The following is a 19,711-nucleotide window of genomic DNA, read 5'->3' as shown; positions in this document are numbered from 1 at the left end:
CATCACAGGCTCCGGAAGATGTAGACGCCGCCATCGGCTGCCGCCTCGACGGTGTAGTCAAAGGCGAGATCCCGCGTCCAAGCGTCCCAGTCGAAGTAGCGGGCTACCTCCTCGGGCACGTCGGCCAGCAGGCCGCTGTCTTCGACGAGTTGCTCGGCGTACTCGCGAAACGATGACCATTCCCCGCAGTAACGTTCTTCAAAGTCGCTGATGCTCGGCAGCCCGTCCCCGTCTTCGATGTAGTCGCCGGACAGGACCCAGGTATTGAGAGCGGGTCTCTCATGTTCAGGCACGTCTTCGAGGATGCGGGCCAGCTCGGCGGCGTCACGAGGTGAGCACTCCGCTGTGATGGGTAGGTTCTCATGATCGAGGCACCAGAGTTCTTCGTGGGTACCAGGGTCGATTGCGCGTCCGTGCAGCTGCGATGTCGTGATCTCATCTGCATCAGCTGCGTTGTGCCAGTCACCAACGAGATTCCCTTCGTTGTAGCACTGGAGGCAGCCGATCCAAACGCGGGGTGTGGTGTCGAAGCTCGTTGTCATAGCGGTCCCCTCTGTCTCGAGGAGAGCGGTGGCGCGACTGGCAGTCAGGCTCTAGTGAAATGACGCGCTTACGCCGCGTCAGCCGCTCTCGGGAGACCTCCCGGGTCCGCTTCGCGGACCGCGGCCTACTTCGACACGATCTCGACCGATGCTGGATCGAACCCTTTGCGCCCTCTTGGCTGCGGGAACACCGTGACAGCAACCAGCGCGTCGATCACTTGACGTCGGATCTCAAGCGATGCGGCTCTGAACGCGCCCGGCGGGTCATCGGTGCCGAGGATTGGTCGCAGCACACCAGCGCGTCCCCGAAGTGCCTTTTGGGCCTCCAGCTCCTGTATGCGCTCCTCGGCGGCGTCGCGCACGCGCTTGAGGTCGCGCCCCTCGATGATCTCCTCGTCGTAGTCGTGCTGCGCACGACTGATCCTGGCTCGTTGGTCGCTGATCGCAGCGTCGAGGGCCTCGGTCTGTGAACTGTCCTTGGGCTTGAGGATCTTCTTCGCCGCGTCATCCTTGGCGAGACGCGCGCTGATTGCGTCCGTGACGTATTCGTCTATGGCAGGACCAGAGCGGACCAAGTGGCCTGGGCACGTGTACCCGCGTGGCGCGCCTGTGACTTTCTTGCCGCAGACCTCTCCAGTCACAGAGACGACGACGCCACAGCGGTACAGTCCACTCCCGAGGCGCTTGCGTTTGGTTGCACCACTGGTGTTGGTCACGCGCTTCTTGTCGTCAAGAATCTCCTGGGCCTTCCACCAGGTTTCGTCATCGACGATCCGCTCCCACTGACCCCGGATCGGCTCTCCGGCGTCGTCGCGGAGGATTTGCGCCTTCCACATCCGGCGACGCTTCCCGTCCGCCTGGGCGAACTTCGGCGTGTAAGTGCTCAGCGCCGCATAACGCGGGTTGCGCAGGATGCCGAGCACGGTCGAAGGCGACCACGGACCGTCTTCGACGATCGGTCGGGGGTCGAGGCCCTGCTTCTCGCGGGCGGCGGCGCGCTCGACGCTCACTGTGTGCGTGTGCTTGGCAAGGGACGAGAGCCCTTTGATCTCCTCGGTACCGCTGAGCGCCCGAGCAAGCGAGCGCAGTGACTCGGGGCGTTCGATCCTCGTGAACAGGTCGTAGATCGCCTTCACTGCTTCGGCTTCGCCGGGGATCACTTCACCGTCGACGGCGTAGCCGAGCGGACGCATACCCTTTGGCGCGCGCCCTTGCATGGCGCGCTGACGCTGAGCTGCAGACTGTCGGGCGCTCTTGCGCTCCATCTCGGCGCGCGCCACTGCGGCCTTGATGCGTGCGTACATGCGCCCGCCGTCGGTAGAGAGATCCGCGTCGCCGTTGGCCGTGACGAGGGCGAGGCCGCGCAGCTCGGCGGCGTCGATCCAGTCCTCCAGTTGCCGGGGCTGCCGGGTGAGCCTATCGAGGTCATAACAGATGATCGCGTCGAACCGTCCGACCAGGTAGTCGGCGACCATGCGGTCGTAGTCCGGACGGATCGCGGACCGGTCGGTGGCGCTCTTGGACTGGTCCACGTATGTCTCGACGATCTCCCAGCGCCGGAACCGGGCGAGGTTCTCGCAGTCCTCGCGCTGGCGATCGATGGCGAGCCCATCCATCTCGCGGTCCTGCGAGATGCGGAGGTAGATGGCTGCCTTGCGGGGTGCGATGGAGCGCTCGTTCATGACTCAAGGTTACCGTTAGACATAAGTGTTGTCCATCACTAATACTGTCTCGCTCTTACATCATGGCCATAGTTCTGTCCCAGCGGGGGCACTGGCTGGCATAACGTACCGACGACCGCTGGTCGATCTGTCAGCGCTGTTCTGTTTGTCCAAACCGCGGAGAGAAGGGCACCTGCGTGTTGCATTGCAATCACCGCAGAGAACGGAAGCCTGGCACGAGCCCAGGCCCGACTTCAGCGCTTCTTTCTTGCTTTCCTAGCGTTGTGTTCGTTGTACTCGACGACCGCTACTTGGATGTCCAATCCGTCGTCCAAGGCTTTCCGTGCGTGCTCCAGGGCTCGATTACTCAGACCCTGCCATGCAATGTTTCCCTTGGAAGTCGTCTTGCACTTGTAGCACGCCGGATCTGATTTGAGACCGAGGTGATGAACCACTGCGTACGCCTGGTGCCGCGTCAGTCCGAGCTTCTCCCCCAGCTTGCTCAGCTTGAGCGAGTACCGGTCGAAAGTGTCGACCTCGCGATATGCGTCAGCTTCTTCGCCCTCACGCGCTGGCCGAACAGGCACCTCCCCTCGCTTGGGGTCGATCCTGAGGCTGATTTCCTGGACCTGATCCGAAGGGCGTGGCGAACCGACGAGCCGCAGGCCGACCACCCCTGGGAACGCCGAGGTCCAGTCGGAGCTCTCCTTCAGGCCCCGCAAAGCGCGATTGATCTCCGCTTCGGTCGGCGGCTCGGTCTCCCCGCGAGCGGCACGGTCGAGGGACATGAGCGGCAACAGGCGCGCCCGCGCCTCGGCGCTGCGCCGCTTGCCAGGACGCAATAGCTCCGCGATTTGCTCGGCCTCCTTGCCGACCACGAGGCCGACGTCGGTGGGCGGGGTAGCCGATACAGGGAGCACTCGCCCGGGCATCACGTCAGTGAGGTCCTGACCGGTGAGGCCGAGCAGCACCTTGCGGAAGATCGTCACAGCCGACCGCAAGTGCAGCCACAGCACGTCATCGCTCATCACAATGACGTCGTGGGTCGCGGTGTCCCGATCCTCCTTTAGAGCGAGCAACACGACTCGGTCCCCCTCGTCAATGACTCCCAACGACGTCTCCGCGACGGTGACGCACTTGCCGAGATCGAAGGAACGATCACTGCCGGAGAACTTGACCTTCTTGCGCTGCTCATAGATCGCGGCCTTCAACAGCATCTCGAAGGCGTGGGCAGCCATCATTACCGTCGCGTACTCCCGCCCTGTCGGGCTCGGCCGATTGAACAGCTCGATGGCGAGGGTCAGCGACTCGACGGCTGTCTCGACGTACTGCTTCGTTTTACGTGCGACCATCCCCAGCCCACCAATCAGTCCGCCAGAACCTGCTTGATCAGCGCCGCGATGTCATCCCGCTGCACCTGCTCACGGAACGTCACCTCGATACCCTCGGAGCTCATTGACTCGAAGAACCGTCGCGCCGCCGTCATCCTGAGCTTCTCGCTTTCTCGCAGGTCGGAGCGCTTCTTGACGTCCTTGGTCTCAATAATGAAGTTGAGCAACAGCCCGCCGTCCTCGCGCTTCAGCACGTACATGAAGTCCGGGCTCGTGGTGCCGCCGAAGTACAGGGGTACTTTGATCGACCGGCGCGGGATCTTCCCGAAGACGATGACCTCGTCGAGCTTGGAGTCGCGGATCGTCTCGGACTCCTTCGGGGAGTCGTACACGAACGCGTCGTACAGGAACTTGTCCGGCACGATGGCCTTCTCGTCGCGGAAGACGCCGATGTTGCCCTGGGTGATGCTCTCGAGAGGAGCACCATCGGCATCGGTGAGCTCCGTACCGAGCACGAGCCCCTCAATCTTCGAGTACGTAAACCGCTCGAAGTAGTTGCTCTCCATCCACTCCGTGAACCCGGCGGCGAATTCGTGCAGGGTCGCCTTGTTGAAGAAGTCCGCCGGGAGGTTCTTCTTCGCGTGGAGACGGACGAGCCCCGCGTGAACACGCTCAATCGGCAGAGCCGTCTGCGAGCGGACACGCTTCAGCCAGACGCCATACGGCATCGTCTCGGTCGCATCGAAGCGGTCCTTCGTCTCCGTTCGGACCTCCAGGGACGAGCTCTCCTCGTCCCTCACGACGACGTCCTGCGCGAACCGGCCGAACTCCTGCCGGTAGATCCCGGCGCTCAGCACCTCGTCGATGCACTCATCGATCTCGTCCGGCGAGAGCTCGTCTAGGCGGAGGTAGTACTTCGCGTTCAGCGTCTCCCAAAGGTCCTTAAGCTCGGAGTACCGCTCGGAACGGATGCCGACCTTGACCTTCTGATTGGCCTTCACGACCTTGTCAGGCTTCAGACCGGTCTTGTTGAACGCGGGGTAGGCGGCGAACAGGTCCTCTTCGCGCCCCGGCACGACGTTCTTGTCCGAATCGACGAGGCCCTGCTGCAAAAGCTCGATGAAGAGGTCCGTCTCCGACTTCCCGAGCTCGTCGGCGATTTTCGGAAGCAGCTCCTTCACCTTGGCCGGGCCCACGGCGACGTCGGAGTTGATCTCGTCGACGAGAGACTCGGCGAACTTCTGCTCCGTGTAGTCGATGAGGTATGTGAGGTAGAACTGCTCACCTGCGAGTCGGGTGCCCTTCGCGTCCACGGGCAGCCGGAGGCCACGGCCCACCTCCTGGAGCTTCGAGATCTCCGATCCCGACGACCGGAGCTTGACGATCTGGAACACGTTCGGGTTGTCCCAGCCCTCGCGGAGCGTCCACTTCGAAAACAGGAATCGACGAGTGTTCGGCGCACCGTTCGCCGTCTCGAAGGACAGCATCGCCTCCTTGTTGCGGAGGATGTCGTCGACCTCGCGCTGGATGGCCTCGTCGGTAGTGGAGTTGTCCGCGGAGAAGTATCCACCGTTCGTCGCCTCGACGTCAGCGAGCGACGCCCGCAGGTAGGCGACATACTCCTTCGCGACGGGCGAGGAGTCGCCCTCGCGCTTCTCGATCTCCGCGGTGAGCCGTGCAGCAAGGAGCTCCTCGAAGCGCTGCCTGAGGTGCCCTTTCGAACCGTCGCTGCCGCGATAGGACTCGATCGAGTCGATGAAGAACAGGGTTAACGTCTTGACCCTGGACGAGCGGCGGAAGTTCTCCCACTCGGTCTCGAAGTGGTTGTCGAGTGCCTGCCGCATCATCAGGCTCTGATAGGTGTCGGAGTAAACCCGGGCCGAGAGGATGTCACCTGTCCCCAGCGCCTGACCGTTGGACAGCGTGACGCCGGACTTGATAGTCGGGTTGTCGGTCTTACCGATCCCATCGATTGTGATGCCCGCGAATGCGCCGTCCGCAATGCCGAGGGACTCCCCCATATCGAAGGTGAGGGACTTCCCCGTGCCGATGTTCTGGAACGTCGCCTGCTTCGGCTTGCGCGCAGAGACGCTCGTGAGTTTCAGGCGCGTCGTATCGCTGCTGCTGTCCTGTGGGTACTGGACCTGGACGCCCTTGACCAACTGCTCGTTGAACGACTCGACGGCACCGAGATTGAACACGAGGTTGTTGTAGTCGGTCTTCCCCGTCTTGCCGAGCTCCGGGAACGTCGCGCCGAAGCGGAAGACTGCCAAGGGCTGGATCTCATCAATGAGCGTCTGATACGCCTTGTTGTCGCGTCGGAAGCGATGCGGCTCATCCATGATGACGATGGGGCGAGTCCCACGAAGCGCCTCGTAGGGGACACTGGTCGTGCCGAGCACCGTCTGGTCGTAGTCGAACGCCATCGTTTTCTTCGACTGCAGCATGCCGTCGGTCATGAGGAGAGCGGAGATCCGACCAGGCGAGAGTCGCGAACCGTGCACGAAGTTTACGACCGAGTTCGGCATCATCTTCCGCCCCTTCGATCGCTTCTGGGGATCGAGGACATCGAGGCGCAGCTCCATCTGCGGGCCGTACGCATCAGCGAAGTACTGGCGCGCGTAGTCCGACCGGATGAACGCCTTCGCGCCTTCCTTGATCGGTGTCGAGGGCACGAGAAGGATGAACTTCGTGAAGCCGTAGAGCCGGTTCAGCTCGTACATGAGTTGCGTGTAGACCAACGTCTTGCCGGTGCCGGTCTCCATCTTGGCGTCGACCCCGAGAACGCCGTCATCCACGTGTCGCCGCCATTGACGAGGGGTCGCAGCGATCCCGTCCACGACACCGGACTGGATCGCGCTGATGTTCTCGCGAATCTGAGGATCGGCCGGATCGAATGCGATGTTCGCCTCGGGCGAGGTACTGGTGTCGAAATCCACGTCCTTGAAGACGCGGGTCAGCGCATTCAGCGCACGCTGCTGATGCTCCAGAGTCTGAAGTCGGATCTGCATGGGTCAGTACCGCTCGATCACCGAGACGGTCTGTCCCGACCGAAGCGAAGTGAGATTCTGCTTCAGCTCGTGCATGACTGAGAACGGCACCGAATACCCGAAGACGACGAGACGCCGCAGATCGAGCTCGCCAGCCTCGATCTTGGCCACGAGCGCCATCACGTCGTCGCTGCCGAGTCCCGGCTCGATGACGTAACCGGAGTCCTCGTAGACCTTCAGCTTGTAGTCATCGAGCCCCACCTCGTTCACTTTCGGCGTCAGACCGAAACCGTCCTGAACGAGCCAAGTAGAAAGCGCGACCTGGTCTCCCGGCGTCCCGTGGGACGCGAACTTCGACACGAAATCGCCAGCAAACATCACGCCGTCCTCATTCGGATCGAAGGCCTGAAGCTGATCGAGCGTCTTCTCACTCGGCTTCTCGAGACGGAATAGACGGAAGCCGTAGTCGATCGTAGCGTTCGACTGATTCTGAATCTGTTCCGCTGAAGCCTGGATCCGCATCCGTCCAAGCTGGTCGATGGTATCGAATCCTGCCGTCGCCGCTTTCGTGCCGGGCGCTACCTTCTCCGGCCACTGGACTGCAATGTGGCGACGTGACCCCGCGTCCTCAGCATTCAACTGCATCACCGCATGAGCGGTCGTCGCCGAACCTGAGAAAAAGTCGAGAACCAGCGCGTCGTCGGGCGCGAACGAAACCAAGTAATTAATCAACGGGACAGGCTTCGGATATGGGAAGGGGCAACCCATCTCAGCAAGCGCGTTTCCCGCGGTCTCAACCGTCCCCAGATTCATAAGCACGGTTAGAATGTGCTGTTGGTCCGCACGCCGGATCTTGACGTTGTCGATGGCTCCTGTGTTCGTGAGTTCGAAGATCGTGTCCTGCCCTTTGGAATCAACAACCGGGGCATACTCGCCAGCAATGAAGCTCCGCAGCAAAGCACCGTTGGCCCAGCCGGTCCGTGCCGTCACTCGGTTGGTGAGCTTTCCTCCCGCGATAACCAAGTCCACGTCGTAGTTGGGAAACTTGTCGGTTCTCGCGGGGATAATCCCTTCGTCGAAACCCGCCGGAAACCCGGGTTCCAGGACGATCTCGGAGACAGGGTTCTTGGGACCATTCTTGACGACCGAGTTGCGGATCTCGGCGTTGAACAGCTTGCTCTCGTCGGACAGGTTCGGGTCCTTGACTCCGGCAATGAACATGTCTGGCACACGCTTCGCATACATGTGCACGTACTCGTGATTGATCTTGACTGTCGCCTGGTTGTCAAGATTCCCATCGGTCCGCCACGCAAAACTCGCGACGAAATTCTGTTCGCCGAACACCTCGTCGCACAGCGCCTTGAGATTCGCCTGCTCGTTGTCATCGATACTGATGAAGATGATGCCGTCGTCAGCGAGCAATTCTTTCGCAAGCTCGAGTCGGGGATACATGAAGGTAAGCCACGCCGAATGCGACGACTTGCCTTGGAGCGCCATCACCCGCTCCGCTTCGTCCGCGTCAAGCCCCACCTTTTCGACCAGGTCCTTCGCCGTGAAGCCGAAGTCGTCCACGTAGACGAAGCCATCGGACCCGGTGTTGTACGGCGGATCAATGTAGATGCACTTGACCTTGCCCGCATACGACCCCAGCAAATGCTTGAGTGCATCGAGGTTGTCCCCGACGATGTACAGGTTCTCCGAGTCAGCGTTCGTCGGCTCGCCGTTGTGCTCGAGATCGGGAACCACCACCGTCTCGGTCCTCGTCGAGGTCAGGTACTTGGCGTACGACTTTCCCAAGAACTTGAGCTCGTAGCCTTCGCGCGACATCGACACGTCGGCTGAGCTCAGCGCCTCTTGCAGGCGATCGAGCCTAAAGTCTCCGTCCGTACCGAAGTACTCTGGCAGGGCCGCGCGGAGGCGCGCCAGCTCGAAGTCGTTCGGCTTGGTGGTCTCGTTCGCGTCGTGCGCGTCTCTGATCATTTCTTGCCCCCAGACGTAAGCCCCGTCCTAAACTCCACGACGTCCCCGTCCTGCATGACGTAGTCCTTGCCCTCCATACGGGCCCGGCCGCGGGAGCGCGCCTCGGTCACGGAGCCGGCCTCGACGAGGTCGTCGAAGCTGATGATCTCCGCCTTGATGAAGCCCTTCTCGAAGTCGGTGTGGATGACACCGGCGGCCTGCGGGGCCTTCCAGCCCTTGCCGATCGTCCACGCGCGGGCCTCCTTCGGCCCGGCCGTGAGGTACGTCTGCAGCCCGAGGGTGTCGAAGCCGACGCGGGCGAGCTGGTCGAGGCCCGCCTCGTCCTGTCCGGACTCCGCGAGCATCTCCGCGGCCTCGTCGGGCTCGAGCTCGACGAGCTCGGACTCGAACTTCGCGTCGAGGAAGATCGCCTCCGCGGGGGCCACGAGCTCGCGCAGCCGGGCCTGCATGTCGGCGTCGGCCAGCCCGTCGTCGTCGGTGTTGAAGACGTAGATGAACGGCTTGGTCGTCATCAGCTGGAAGGTCGCGAGGATCTCCTGGTCGAGCTCCTTCGCGGCGCCGGCGGCGGACAGTGTCTCGCCGCGCTCGAGGATCTCGACTGCCGCCTTCGCCGTCGCGAGCACCTCGGGCTCCCCCTTCTTCACCCGCGCCTCCTTCTCGAGGCGCGGGATCGCCTTCTCGAGGGTCTGCAGGTCGGCGAGGACGAGCTCGGTGGTGATGGTCTCGATGTCCGCCGCGGGGTCCACCTGGCCGTCGACGTGCACGACGTCGGGGTCGCTGAACGCGCGCGTCACCTGGCAGATCGCCTCGGCCTCACGGATGTTGGCGAGGAACTGGTTGCCCAGCCCCTCCCCCTCGCTCGCGCCCTTGACGATGCCCGCGATGTCGACGAACGAGACCGTCGCCGGGAGGATCCGCTCGCTGCCGAAGATGTCGGAAAGCACCTGCAGGCGCGGGTCGGGCAGCGGGACCACGCCGACGTTCGGCTCGATCGTCGCGAACGGGTAGTTCGCGGCGAGCACGCTCGCGCGGGTCAGGGCGTTGAAGAGGGTCGACTTGCCGACGTTGGGCAGGCCGGCGATTCCGATGGTGAGTGCCACCGGGGGAGTCTAGGCGTCCTCGTCGGTTGGAAACCGGTGCGCGTCGGCCACGGACGGGAGCCGTTCGCCACGGTCCGGGGCGGACAGGGCGACCCCTAGGTGGAGGTCCCGGGCAGCGTTGACGAGGATCGCGACCTCGCGTGCGGACATGCCGACGACGCCGGGCAGGTCGATCGCCGGTGGCCGCCCAATCCACGAGCGCCGCACCCGCGCCCGGAGCCGGAACCAGTCACGCCCCGTCAGCTCACCCTCGACGAGCTGGATCCCGAGACCGGTGAGCGGGACGCTCCCCCGCCTGCCGCGCGCCTCGCCGTCGGCGCCGCGCCAGGTCGAGATCCGCGCCGGCCCGAGCGCGTGCCAGGGCAACGGGCCCACGCCCCGCATGGCGAGCCCGCGGGCGTCGAGCACCACGGGCTCCGCCTCGCTCGCCCGCAGGCGAGCGCTCCGAGTACCGACGACGGCGAGCGCGACGATGCCGGCCACGCACAGCACGATCACGCCGCCGAGCATCTGGACCACGGAGAGGAAGCCGAACTCCATGAATGCCGCCACGAGTGCGAGGGCGTGCAGCAGCACGCCCCCGATGAGCACGACGAGCACGATCGCGACGGTCTCGACCACCGGCGCCCTCGTCGCCGATCCCCGCAGCACGAGGGTGCCGGTGGCCCGGAGCCGAGCGACCCCCTCCGCCAGGTACGAGTGCATGCCGCGAAACTATCGACGACCGTGCGAGCCGTCCCCCGGTGATCCGGGGTACCCCGCCCCTGGTACAACTACGGGACAGGACCACCGGCGCGGACCGGCCGGGCGGAGGAGCGATGCACCACGACGTGCTGATGATCGACGACGAGGAACCCCTCGCCGCCTCGACCACCGAGTACCTCGCGAGCTTCGACGTCCGCTCCACCTACGTCACCACCGCCGAGGCCGCCCTCGACCTCCTCGCGACCGACACCGCGACCGTCCTGCTGCTCGACATCAACCTCCCCGGCATGTCCGGGTTCGAGCTGTGCCGCCGGGTCCGCGCCACGTCCGACGCGTCGATCGTCTTCCTCTCCGCCCGCGGCTCCGACGACGACCAGGTCCACGCCCTGACGATCGGCGGCGACGACTACGTCCGCAAGCCGTTCTCCCTCGCGGTCCTCCTCGCCAAGGTCCGCCGCATCCTCGACCGCAGGACCGGCCCGACGCCGCAGGGCACCTCGGGCGCGGACGCGGGCTACGCGGACGATCACCTGAGGGTCGACGCGGCCACGGGCCGCGTCCACGTGGCCGGCGCCGAGGTCTCCCTCACCGCGATGGAGGACCGACTGCTGCGCCGCCTGGTGGCCAACCGCGGGCGCGTGGTGCCCAAGGCCGAGCTGCTCGAGCAGGTGTGGGGCTCGACGTTCACCGGCGAGTCCACCCTGTCCGTCCACGTGCGCCGCCTGCGGACGAAGATCGAGCCCGACGCCGACGCCCCCACCTACGTCCGCACCGTGTGGGGCCGCGGCTACCTGTTTGAGGGCCGCACGCCGTGACGAGGCGGCGGTTCGTCGTCGTCGCCGTGCTCCTCCTCCTCGCGGCTGGCGCGTGGCTCCTCCTCGCACCGGCGCCGACCACGCCCGACGGCGACCCGGTCGCCGCCAACGACGTCCGCGCCCGCACCGAGGCCTCCTGGGGCGACCTATCGCTCGCCGACTACCCGCCCGGACCCGACTTCACGGTGCTCGACGACGACGGCACCGTCCTCCTGGCCCACGGCGAGCCCGTGGCCGACGAGCTCGACGCGGTCCGCGCCCGCGCCTCCTCGCTCGGGGTCGTCGTCGACGGCCGGCGCGTGGGGACGATCCTCGTGCGCGACGCGGAGGCGGACGCCCTGGCCGACGCCGCTCGCGCGGACCGGGTGCGGGCCGGCGTCCTCGTCCTCGCGGCCGCCGCCCTCGTCGCGCTGGTGTGGGTGTCGGTCGAGCGGGGCGTCCTGCGGCCGTTCGCGCGGCTGCGCCGGCACGCCACCGCCGTGGCCGCGGGCGACCTCGACGTGCCGCTGGCGATGGACCGCGGGCGCCCGTTCGGGGAGTTCACCGAGTCGTTCGACCTGCTGCGCACCGAGCTCGCCCGGGCGCGCGCCGCGGAGGCCGAGGCCGTCGCCGCGCGCCACGAGCTGGTCGCCGAGCTGAGCCACGACCTTCGCACGCCGATCGCGTCGATCGTTGCCACGACCGAGCTGCTCGCCCTGCGCACCGACGACCCTGCGGTACGCGAGCGGCTCGACGTGGTCCTCGCCAAGGCCGCGCAGATCGGCGAGCTCGCCGACGACCTCACCGCCGCCGGCGCCGACGCCGCCACCGACCTCGCGGTCGAGCCCCGCACGCTCACGCCCGACGACCTCACCGCCCTCGTGCGCGGGGCGGACACGGCGGGCCTCGTCACCGAGGCGTCGGTACCGGAGGTCCTCGTGCGCGCCGACCCGCGCCGCCTCGCGCAGGTGCTCGACAACGTCCTGCTCAACGCCGCCAAGTACGCGCGCGGCCCGGTGACCGTGACCGGCCGGGTGGACGCCGACGGGATCACGGCCGCCGGCGGGGACGCGGCCGGGGACGTCGACGGGGAGGCGACCGCGGACACGGTCACGCTTACCGTCACCGACTCAGGTCCGGGCCTGCCCGCCGAGGAGCTGACCGCCGTGCTCGGCAGAGGCGTGCGCGGGACGGGGTCCGCCGGCATCCCCGGCCAGGGCCTCGGGCTCTACACCGCCGCCCGGCTCATGGAGCGGATGGGCGGGCACCTCGAGCTGCGGGGAACCACCGCCGGGCTCGCCGTCGACCTCACCCTGCCGCTCGACCGCTGAGCGGGGGGCCGCCGGGGGTTCGTCGTCGGGCGGGGTTCTACCGGAGGTGAGGAGAAGAGTTCAGGAACTCGTCGGAACTCGGCAAGGACCCTCGCGCCTCCCCGCTCCTACGTTGAGGTCATGAGCCACGACACCGCCACCCGGGCCCCCGCCGGGACGCACCGCACCGACGCCACGCCGCCAGGGAGCGAGGACGTCATCGTGGCCCGGCGCCTCTCGACCACGTTCTCGCGCGACGGCGTCCAGCAGCACGTGCTGAAGAACCTCGACCTGACGATCCGGCGCGGGGACCTCACGGTGATCATGGGCCCGTCCGGGGCGGGCAAGTCGACACTGCTCTACGCGCTGTCCGGGATGGACCGCCCCTCGCTCGGCACGGTGACGATGGCCGGCACCGAGATCTCGTCGCTCGGCCAGGACCGGCTCGCCCGGTTCCGGCGCCGCCACTGCGGGTTCGTGTTCCAGCAGGTCCACCTCCTCGACGGCCTGTCGGTGCTCGACAACGTCCTCGCCGTCGGGCTGCTCGTCGACCGCGACCGGCGCCGGGTGACCGCGCGCGCCCGCGAGCTGCTCGAGCAGGTCGGCCTCGCGCCGGCGGACCACGACAAGCTCCCGTCGATGCTCTCCGGCGGGGAGGCGCAGCGCGCCGCCGTCGTCCGTGCGCTCGTCAACTCGCCCGACGTCGTCTTCGCGGACGAACCCACCGGCGCGCTCAACACCGCGCTCGGCGGCCGCGTGCTCGATCAGCTCACCGAGGTCAACGCGGGCGGCCAGACGATCGTCATGGTCACGCACGACACCCGGTCCGCCCTGCGCGGCAACCGGATCCTCTACCTGCGCGACGGCACGATCGACGGCGAGCTCGAGCTCGGCCGGTGGACCGGCGACGACGACGCCCGCCGCGAGCGCCTCACCGCCTTCCTCACCGATCTGGGGTGGTGAGGATGTCCCCGGTCCGGCTGCTGCTGCGCCGCCAGCTGAGGCGCCACCGCCGCCAGACGGTCGCCCTCGCCCTGCTCGCCGTGCTCGCCGGCCTGCTCGGCACGGTCGCCGCGGTGATGACCCTCGACTACCCCGGCCTCGTCGAGAGCCGCACCGAGGCCCTGGACGGCGCCGACGTCGTCTCCGTCGTCCCGGCCGGCGAGGCGACCGACGTGGCCGTGGCGGCGGCCACGGGCAGCGCCGGGGTCGAGGCGCACAGCGTCGAGCCCGTGCTCACCGCGCCGGCCGAGTACGCGTACGGGGACACGACGCAGACGGGCGACCTGCTCGTCGTCGACCTCGACGCCGACCGGCCGTTCGACGAGATCCGCGCGATCGACAACGACCACCCGCCGGTCGACAACCCCGTCCACCTGCCGCTCATCTTCTCCACCGGCGGCGGCTACGAGCCGGGCGACCCGTTCGTCGTCACTGTCGGCGCGCGGGAGGTGACGTTCCACGTCCAGGGTTTCGTCGAGACGGTCACGCTCGGCGTCCCGACGATGGGCTTCCCGCTCGTGGCACTCGACTCCGAGACGTTCGCGGCGACTGCCGAGGACCTCGGGGACGCGTTCGTGCCGGCGAGCCTGCTGCGGGCGCAGACCACCGACGCCGACGCTGCGAACGATGTCGCCCGCGCCGTCACGGACTCCCTCACCTCGGCGGGGCTCGTCTCGGCGACGGACAACACGTGGTCGTACACGATGACGCTCGAGACGATCGCGTCGACCATCGTCATCGGCAGCTCGATCTACGCCGCCATGCTCGGGGCGTTCGCGGTGGTCGTCACGGTCGTCGCCGCGGTCGTCGTCCGCTTCCTCGTGGCCAACCTCGTGCGCGAGGACGTCCGCGCGATCGGCGCGATGCGCGCGGTCGGTTTCTCCGCCGGGCAGGTCACCGCGTCGATCGTGCTCCTCGTCGCGATCCCGGTCGTGCTCGCGGCGTGCGTCGGGGTCGTGCTCTCCCCGCTCGTCCTCCCGCTCCTCGAGTCGTCGATGGCCGCACAGACCGGGCTGCCGTGGGAGGCGGGCATCTCGTGGCCGGGCGCGTTCGTCGTCGTCGGCGTGCTCGGGGCGGTGGCGGCGGGGACGGCCGCGCTCGCTGCGCGGCGGCTGCGGCGCATCCCCCCGGTGGTGGCGCTGCGCGGCGGGCAGCCGGCCCATGTGCCCGGGCGGGACCGGCTGCCGCTCGCCAGCACCCGCGGGCCGCTCAACCTCGTGCTCGGCCTCAAGCGGCTCGTGTCCGCGCCGGGGCAGGCGGTCGCGCTCGGGGTGGTGCTGGCGATCGTCGCGTTCACGGGCTCGACCTGGGCGGCGATCGCCGGGACGCTCGGCCGCTCCGAGCAGGACTTCGTCCAGCTCCTGGTCGGGGACCTCGAGGACGTGCTCGTGGTGGTCGGTGCGGACACGGACCGGACCGAGGCCCTCGAGACGGTCCGTGCGGTCGACGGGGTCGAGGACGCGTTCTACCGGCAGCTCGTGGGTCTGACCGTCGACGGCCTGCCGCTGCGGATCCAGGTCGCCGCCGACCAGGGGCACCCCGAGCGGAGCTCCCTGGCGGCCGGGCGCCACCCGGTCCACCCGAACGAGATCATGCTCGGCGTCACCGCGGCCGACCGGCTCGAGGCGGAGGTGGGCGACCAGGTCCCGGTGACGGTGCAGGGGGCCGAGGCCGACTACCTCGTGGTGGGGATCGTGCAGACCACGCAGCAGGCCGGGATGACGGGCGGGATGACCGAGGCCGCGTGGCACCGGCTCGAGCCGGACGGCGAGCTGACGTCGATGGCCGTGTACGCCTCCGCGGGGGACTCGCCGGCGGACGTCGCGGCGGGCGTGCGACCCGCGCTCGGCGACGACCTCGTGAGCAGCTACGACCTGCGCACGACCATCGGCGGGCAGGTGAGCGTCTACTCGACGATGATCAGCGGCCTCACGGTCGCCCTCGCCGCCCTCGGCGTCGTGATCGTCACCCTCGTGGTCGGTCTGCTCGTCACGACGATGGTGGTGCGCGAGCACCGGTCGTTCGGGATCCGCAAGGCGCTGGGCTTCACCTCACGGGACCTCGTCCGCCAGGTGCTCGCGACGATCCTCCCGGTGGTCGCGCTGGCCGCGGCGATCGGGGCCGGGGCCGCCAGCTTCGCGGCCGAGCCGGTGGCCGGATCGATGCTGGCGGGCGTCGGCCACAGCAGCATCGAGCTCGACGCTCCCCCGTGGCAGCCGCTCGCGATCGTGGCCGGGCTCGTCGCCCTGGCGTGGGTCTGCACGGCGCTCGCGGCGAGCCGCCTGCGGCGCATCTCGCCGTACGGGCTGCTGACGGAGTAGGTCGTCGGGTGCGCCGTCAGGTCCGGCGGGCCTCGATGAGCTCCCGCAGCTCGGCGACGGCCCGCTCGAGGTCGGCGCGGCTCGCGGACTGCTCCTCCGGTCGGATGTCGACCCCGACCTGACCGCCCTGCGTGATCGTCGCCTTCTCCACCTCCGCCGCCGAGTCGGCACCCTGCACGCGCAGGGCGATCGCCAGCTCCTCGCGCGTCATGCCGAGCCGGTGCAACGCCGCGTCGTCGATCCTGCCGTCCTCGATGAGGACGGTCGACCGCCCCTCGAGGAGGGTGCGTGCCCACCCCCAGCGTGCCGCCAGACGCTCGAGCCCCGCGTTCGTGGCGACGAGCACGACCACGCCGAGCACCGCTCCGGACACGGAGAAGTCGTCGCCGATGATCGCGTTCTGGATCGCCTCGCTCAGCAGGAGGACCACCACGAGGTCGAGGCTGTTCATCTGCGCGAGCATCCGCTTGCCCGCCACGCGCACGACGAGGACGACCGCGAGGTAGACGCCGATGGTCCGCAGGACCTTGTCCACCGGCGGGATCTCCATGACGAGGAGCTCCTGGACGAGCGACTGGCTGACGATCTCGAGCGTCATGGCGATCTCCTTCGCAGGACCACGCGGGCTCGCGACCACCGTCGGCCGCGCAGGGTCGCCATCGTCCCACCACGGACGACGCCGTGCCGAGGCCTCCTGTCCTGCTGCGGCGTGACCGGGACAGCGCTCGGAGGCCGGCACCGAGAGCCCGACGACCGCGTCCGGTGCCCGGGCGCCCATCCGGGCCGCCCGTCCGGTGTCGGCGGCTCCTGTGACGATGGCGGCATGACCGTCCCCGCCCCGGTGCTCGTGCTCGTCGTCCTCCTCGCCCTGATCGTCGGGGCGGCCGTCGGTGCCGGCGCTCACGCACTCGTGGTCGGGCGCCGCGAGGCTGCGCGGGCGAGCTCGGGTCGTGACCGTGCGGCGACCGACGCCGCCGAGCTCGGCGCCGCGCGCGCCCGGGCCGAGGAACTGTCCGCCCAGGTCGCGGAGATGCGCGAGCGGGCCACCTCCGACGCCGACGTCCTCCAGGCGCTCGCCCCCCTGCGCTCCGGGCTCGCCGACGTCGGCCGGCAGGTCCAGCTGCTCGAGCGCGAGCGTGCCGCACGCGCCGCCGCGCTGGACGAGCAGCTCGCGGCCGCCCGCCGCGCGGACGCCGAGCTCGTGGCCGCGACCGGCGAGCTCGGCCGGGCGCTGCGCGCGGGCGGGTCACGCGGCCAGTGGGGCGAGGTGACGCTGCGCCGGGTCGTCGAGTCCGCCGGGATGCTCGCGCACGTCGACTTCGACACCCAGCGCACCGCAGGCTCGATCGCCGGCTCGCGCTCGGCCGCCCGCCCGGACCTCGTCGTCCACCTGCCCGGGGGGCGCACGCTCGCGGTGGACGCGAAGGTCCCGATGGACGCCTACCTCGAGGCGAGCGCGATCGACCCCGGAGCACGGGGGGCCGACGCCGAGCGCCGCGAACGGCTGCTCGCTACCCACGCGAAGGCGCTGCGCGGGCACGTCGACGCCCTCGCGTCGCGCGGCTACCACGCGGAGCTCCCGGGGAGCCCCGAGCTCGTCGTGCTTTTCCTGCCCTCGGAGCCGCTGCTCGGGGCGGCGCTCGAGGCCGACCCGGGGCTCCTCGAGCACGCGCTCGCGCGCGGGGTGGCACCGACGTCGCCGTCGTCGCTCCTCGCCCTCCTGCGCGCGGTGGCCTCGGTGTGGAGCGGGGAGAAGGCGGCCGACGAGGCGGGCGAGCTGCTCGAGCTCGGCCGCACCCTCGCCGATCGCCTGGCGACCGTGGCCGGGCACCTCGGCCGGGTCGGGTCCTCCCTGCGTTCAGCCGTGGGGCACTACAACAGCGCCGTCGGTTCGATCGAGGGGCGCCTGCTCGTCACCGCGCGCTCACTCGAGTCGCTCGGCGCCAAGGACCTCGAGCTCGCGCCGATCGACGCCGATGACGCGCAGGTCCGGGCGTTCACGGCGCCGGAGCTCGCCGCGTCGGACGTCGAGGACGGGGCGGCGCAGGTGCGGGCCGTGCGCGGGGAGCGCGCCGGCTGAGGGGCGGCCGCCCGGGGCAGCCGCGGGTCCCCGACGGTGACCCGTGGCCGCTGGGCGGGGTGTGCCGCCGCGGCCCGCGTGGCGGAGCACGGCAGGGCGCAGGGACGCGGCTCGAGTCAGTCGTCCTCCACGCCGGCCGCGAGGGCCGCCCAGACGCCGCCGAGGCACGTGGTCACGGCGCCGATGACGACGACGATCTGTCCGTAGCCGACATCCATGCGGTTCCAGGCGTCCTCCGCCTCGATCCGTCCGCGCAGGGTGACGAGGTCGTGGACGGTGGTCGCCGCGACGGACAGCGCCGCGAGGGCACCGAGGACTCCCGGCCACGCCGGCGCGTGGACGACGAGGAACGTCACCCCGGCCGCCACGGCGACGAGCGCGAGAACGATCATCACCACCGCGGACGAGCTCTCGTCCGTCCCGTGGTGGATGAGGTCCGGCTGCAGCCCGCGCTCCATCGTGACCCACGGGAAGAAGAAGCCGACCACCGAGAGGACACCACCGCCCAGCAGCATCCACCCGTGGATCGGCAGCTCGTCGAGCCGGCGCCGGCGGACGCGGCGGCGCGGCGGGACCTCGACCGGCGGCGCCGAGAACTGGATCTGCGGCGCGCGCGGGACGTCCGCGGGACCGGTCCCATAGGTGCCGTGCAACCCGTAGCGCGGCGGGCGGCCGGCCTTCGAGCGACGCCTGGTGCCGCTGTGGCCCCAGTCCTTCCGCCCGCTCATCGGTCGCGCCGCGCGCCGCTCCGGGTCAGGCGTTCGTCTTCTTGACGAGCGCGATGATGCCGCCGACGAGCCCGACGACGCCGCCCGCGACGACCGCGTACAGCCCGAACCCGATGTCGATGAACTCCTGGGCGCCCTGCGCCTCGATCTCGTCGTTGACGTCGACGAGGTCGTAGAGGCCGATCCCGGCGACAGCCAGGGCGAGGACGAGCCCGACGATCGCCATCCATGCGGCGCCCTTCCGGATCCCGATGAGGACACCGCCGACCGCGGCGAGGACCGCCATCGGGAGGATGAGGAGACCGTCGTTGCCGTCCTCCATGCCGTTGATGCTGTCCGACTGCCCGAACACCGAGACCTCGAGCCAGGGCAGGAAGCAACCGATGGCGGCGATCACGGAGCCGATGACGAGGATCCAGCCGCCGACCGGCAGCGGGACGCGCCTGCCGACGGGCGCCCCGAAGCCCTGCGGGGAGCCGTAGGCCTGGGCGCCCTGGAAGCCCTGCTGGCCGGGCGCGCCGTACGGGGACTGACCGCCGTAGCCCGGCTGCGCCCCGTACCCCGGCTGCGAGCCGTAGCCGCCCTGCGCGCCGTACGGGTCCTGACCTCCGTAGGGGGACGGCGCGCCGTAACCCTGCTGCTCGCCCCATCCGCTCTGGCCGTAGGCGGGTGCCCCGCCCTGTTGGGGCTGGTTCCAGCCCTGACCCCCGTACTGCTGATCACTCATCGCGAGACCTCCGCTCCGTCGGTACGTGGCGCTCCGACGCATCGGCGTCGGGAGCGGGCCGCGTCCGGCGCAGCCACTCGGGCGAGCGTATCCGTCGCTCGTTCCGACGGCGCCCGCCCGGGTGGGGACCTCAGACGGTCGAGCGGGTCCGCCACCTGCGTACCGCTCGGACGACGCTCTCGATGACGCCGGCGCCGCGCCGGTCGTGCGGCTGCTCGTTGAACGGGGTGACCGGCTGGTTGTGCGCGCCGCGGGTGCGGTTGGCGAACGCCTTCCCGCGGGGGGCGAACGTGTGGTCGGACTGCGGGGTGTTCCAGCTCTCGCCGGACCAGTGCCCACCTGACCTCTGCGTCTCGGACATCTCCTCACCTCCGGACCGCCGCGCGCGGCCGACCACCACCGTGTGGTCCACGCGTCGCACGCGTGCGATTCGCCCGATC

The 19,711-nt window shown here is 68.8% G+C and carries 16 protein-coding genes; 5 read left to right on the top strand and 11 right to left on the bottom strand.

Annotated features, from left to right (window positions below):
* Positions 1-2: 2 nt before the first annotated feature.
* The 7 genes from ACZLMO_RS02115 to ACZLMO_RS02085 form a co-directional block, all read right to left on the bottom strand.
* Positions 3-542 (bottom strand): antirestriction protein ArdA, encoded by a 540-nt coding sequence (locus ACZLMO_RS02115; RefSeq protein WP_463652720.1) that lies wholly within the window; start codon positions 540-542, stop codon positions 3-5.
* Positions 543-667: 125 nt separating this feature from the next.
* Complete coding sequence (locus ACZLMO_RS02110) at positions 668-2,224, bottom strand: recombinase family protein (protein WP_463652719.1); 1,557 nt, start codon at positions 2,222-2,224, stop codon at positions 668-670.
* Positions 2,225-2,457: 233 nt separating this feature from the next.
* A complete protein-coding gene (locus tag ACZLMO_RS02105; protein ID WP_463652718.1) occupies positions 2,458-3,555 on the bottom strand; it encodes a DUF3644 domain-containing protein in 1,098 nt (365 codons plus the stop codon).
* Positions 3,556-3,569: 14 nt separating this feature from the next.
* Positions 3,570-6,545, bottom strand: coding sequence for a type III restriction-modification system endonuclease (locus tag ACZLMO_RS02100; RefSeq protein ID WP_463652717.1), 2,976 nt, complete (start codon positions 6,543-6,545; stop codon positions 3,570-3,572).
* Positions 6,546-6,548: 3 nt separating this feature from the next.
* Positions 6,549-8,504 carry a DNA methyltransferase gene (locus ACZLMO_RS02095; protein ID WP_463652716.1) on the bottom strand — a complete coding sequence of 652 codons (1,956 nt, stop codon included), beginning with the start codon at positions 8,502-8,504 and terminating at the stop codon, positions 6,549-6,551.
* Positions 8,501-9,604: a redox-regulated ATPase YchF gene (gene ychF, locus ACZLMO_RS02090; protein WP_463652715.1), complete on the bottom strand. Its 1,104-nt coding sequence runs from the start codon at positions 9,602-9,604 to the stop codon at positions 8,501-8,503. Before ychF ends, ACZLMO_RS02095 begins: the two co-directional genes overlap by 4 nt.
* A gap of 9 nt (positions 9,605-9,613) precedes the next feature.
* Positions 9,614-10,309, bottom strand: a complete 696-nt coding sequence (locus ACZLMO_RS02085) for a hypothetical protein (RefSeq protein WP_463652714.1) — start codon at positions 10,307-10,309, stop codon at positions 9,614-9,616.
* Positions 10,310-10,422: 113 nt separating this feature from the next.
* On the opposite strand from ACZLMO_RS02085, the gene ACZLMO_RS02080 reads away from it, so the two are divergent.
* The 4 genes from ACZLMO_RS02080 (at position 10,423) to ACZLMO_RS02065 (ending at position 15,736) form a co-directional block, all read left to right on the top strand.
* On the top strand, positions 10,423-11,124 hold the full coding sequence (locus ACZLMO_RS02080) for a response regulator transcription factor (protein WP_463652713.1): 702 nt from the start codon (positions 10,423-10,425) through the stop codon (positions 11,122-11,124).
* Positions 11,121-12,434: a HAMP domain-containing sensor histidine kinase gene (locus ACZLMO_RS02075; RefSeq protein ID WP_463652712.1), complete on the top strand. Its 1,314-nt coding sequence runs from the start codon at positions 11,121-11,123 to the stop codon at positions 12,432-12,434. Before ACZLMO_RS02080 ends, ACZLMO_RS02075 begins: the two co-directional genes overlap by 4 nt.
* Positions 12,435-12,554: 120 nt before the next feature.
* Positions 12,555-13,376 (top strand): ABC transporter ATP-binding protein, encoded by an 822-nt coding sequence (locus ACZLMO_RS02070; RefSeq protein WP_425714814.1) that lies wholly within the window; start codon positions 12,555-12,557, stop codon positions 13,374-13,376.
* Between the two features lie 2 nt (positions 13,377-13,378).
* Positions 13,379-15,736 (top strand): ABC transporter permease, encoded by a 2,358-nt coding sequence (locus tag ACZLMO_RS02065; protein ID WP_463652711.1) that lies wholly within the window; start codon positions 13,379-13,381, stop codon positions 15,734-15,736.
* A 16-nt stretch (positions 15,737-15,752) separates the two neighbouring features.
* Here ACZLMO_RS02065 and ACZLMO_RS02060 read toward each other — a convergent pair whose 3' ends face one another.
* Positions 15,753-16,334 (bottom strand): YetF domain-containing protein, encoded by a 582-nt coding sequence (locus tag ACZLMO_RS02060; RefSeq protein ID WP_425714812.1) that lies wholly within the window; start codon positions 16,332-16,334, stop codon positions 15,753-15,755.
* Between the two features lie 225 nt (positions 16,335-16,559).
* Between ACZLMO_RS02060 and ACZLMO_RS02055 the strand changes: the two genes are divergently transcribed.
* A complete protein-coding gene (locus tag ACZLMO_RS02055; protein WP_425714811.1) occupies positions 16,560-17,816 on the top strand; it encodes a DNA recombination protein RmuC in 1,257 nt (418 codons plus the stop codon).
* Positions 17,817-17,932: 116 nt separating this feature from the next.
* On the opposite strand, the gene ACZLMO_RS02050 is transcribed toward ACZLMO_RS02055, so the two are convergent.
* From ACZLMO_RS02050 to ACZLMO_RS02040, 3 genes are all read right to left on the bottom strand, one after another.
* Positions 17,933-18,544 (bottom strand): hypothetical protein, encoded by a 612-nt coding sequence (locus ACZLMO_RS02050; protein ID WP_425714810.1) that lies wholly within the window; start codon positions 18,542-18,544, stop codon positions 17,933-17,935.
* A 25-nt stretch (positions 18,545-18,569) separates the two neighbouring features.
* The gene (locus ACZLMO_RS02045; protein ID WP_425714809.1) at positions 18,570-19,271 is read right to left on the bottom strand and encodes a hypothetical protein; all 702 of its coding nucleotides are present in this window, start codon (positions 19,269-19,271) and stop codon (positions 18,570-18,572) included.
* Between the two features lie 130 nt (positions 19,272-19,401).
* Complete coding sequence (locus tag ACZLMO_RS02040) at positions 19,402-19,632, bottom strand: hypothetical protein (protein WP_425714808.1); 231 nt, start codon at positions 19,630-19,632, stop codon at positions 19,402-19,404.
* Positions 19,633-19,711: the final 79 nt, after the last annotated feature.

This window comes from Georgenia sp. G2120 (assembly GCF_055326485.1).
The sequence above is the reverse complement of the archived record's forward strand: the minus strand, read 5'-3'. Positions and strand labels throughout refer to the sequence as shown.

Coding starts and splice junctions, on each gene's coding strand:
- ACZLMO_RS02115 (WP_463652720.1), bottom strand. CDS start 542: ATGACAACGAGCTTCGACACCACACCCCGCGTTTGGATCGGCTGCCTC.
- ACZLMO_RS02110 (WP_463652719.1), bottom strand. CDS start 2,224: ATGAACGAGCGCTCCATCGCACCCCGCAAGGCAGCCATCTACCTCCGC.
- ACZLMO_RS02105 (WP_463652718.1), bottom strand. CDS start 3,555: ATGGTCGCACGTAAAACGAAGCAGTACGTCGAGACAGCCGTCGAGTCG.
- ACZLMO_RS02100 (WP_463652717.1), bottom strand. CDS start 6,545: ATGCAGATCCGACTTCAGACTCTGGAGCATCAGCAGCGTGCGCTGAAT.
- ACZLMO_RS02095 (WP_463652716.1), bottom strand. CDS start 8,504: ATGATCAGAGACGCGCACGACGCGAACGAGACCACCAAGCCGAACGAC.
- ACZLMO_RS02085 (WP_463652714.1), bottom strand. CDS start 10,309: ATGCACTCGTACCTGGCGGAGGGGGTCGCTCGGCTCCGGGCCACCGGC.
- ACZLMO_RS02080 (WP_463652713.1), top strand. CDS start 10,423: ATGCACCACGACGTGCTGATGATCGACGACGAGGAACCCCTCGCCGCC.
- ACZLMO_RS02070 (WP_425714814.1), top strand. CDS start 12,555: ATGAGCCACGACACCGCCACCCGGGCCCCCGCCGGGACGCACCGCACC.
- ACZLMO_RS02065 (WP_463652711.1), top strand. CDS start 13,379: ATGTCCCCGGTCCGGCTGCTGCTGCGCCGCCAGCTGAGGCGCCACCGC.
- ACZLMO_RS02060 (WP_425714812.1), bottom strand. CDS start 16,334: ATGACGCTCGAGATCGTCAGCCAGTCGCTCGTCCAGGAGCTCCTCGTC.
- ACZLMO_RS02055 (WP_425714811.1), top strand. CDS start 16,560: ATGACCGTCCCCGCCCCGGTGCTCGTGCTCGTCGTCCTCCTCGCCCTG.
- ACZLMO_RS02050 (WP_425714810.1), bottom strand. CDS start 18,544: ATGAGCGGGCGGAAGGACTGGGGCCACAGCGGCACCAGGCGTCGCTCG.
- ACZLMO_RS02045 (WP_425714809.1), bottom strand. CDS start 19,271: ATGAGTGATCAGCAGTACGGGGGTCAGGGCTGGAACCAGCCCCAACAG.
- ACZLMO_RS02040 (WP_425714808.1), bottom strand. CDS start 19,632: ATGTCCGAGACGCAGAGGTCAGGTGGGCACTGGTCCGGCGAGAGCTGG.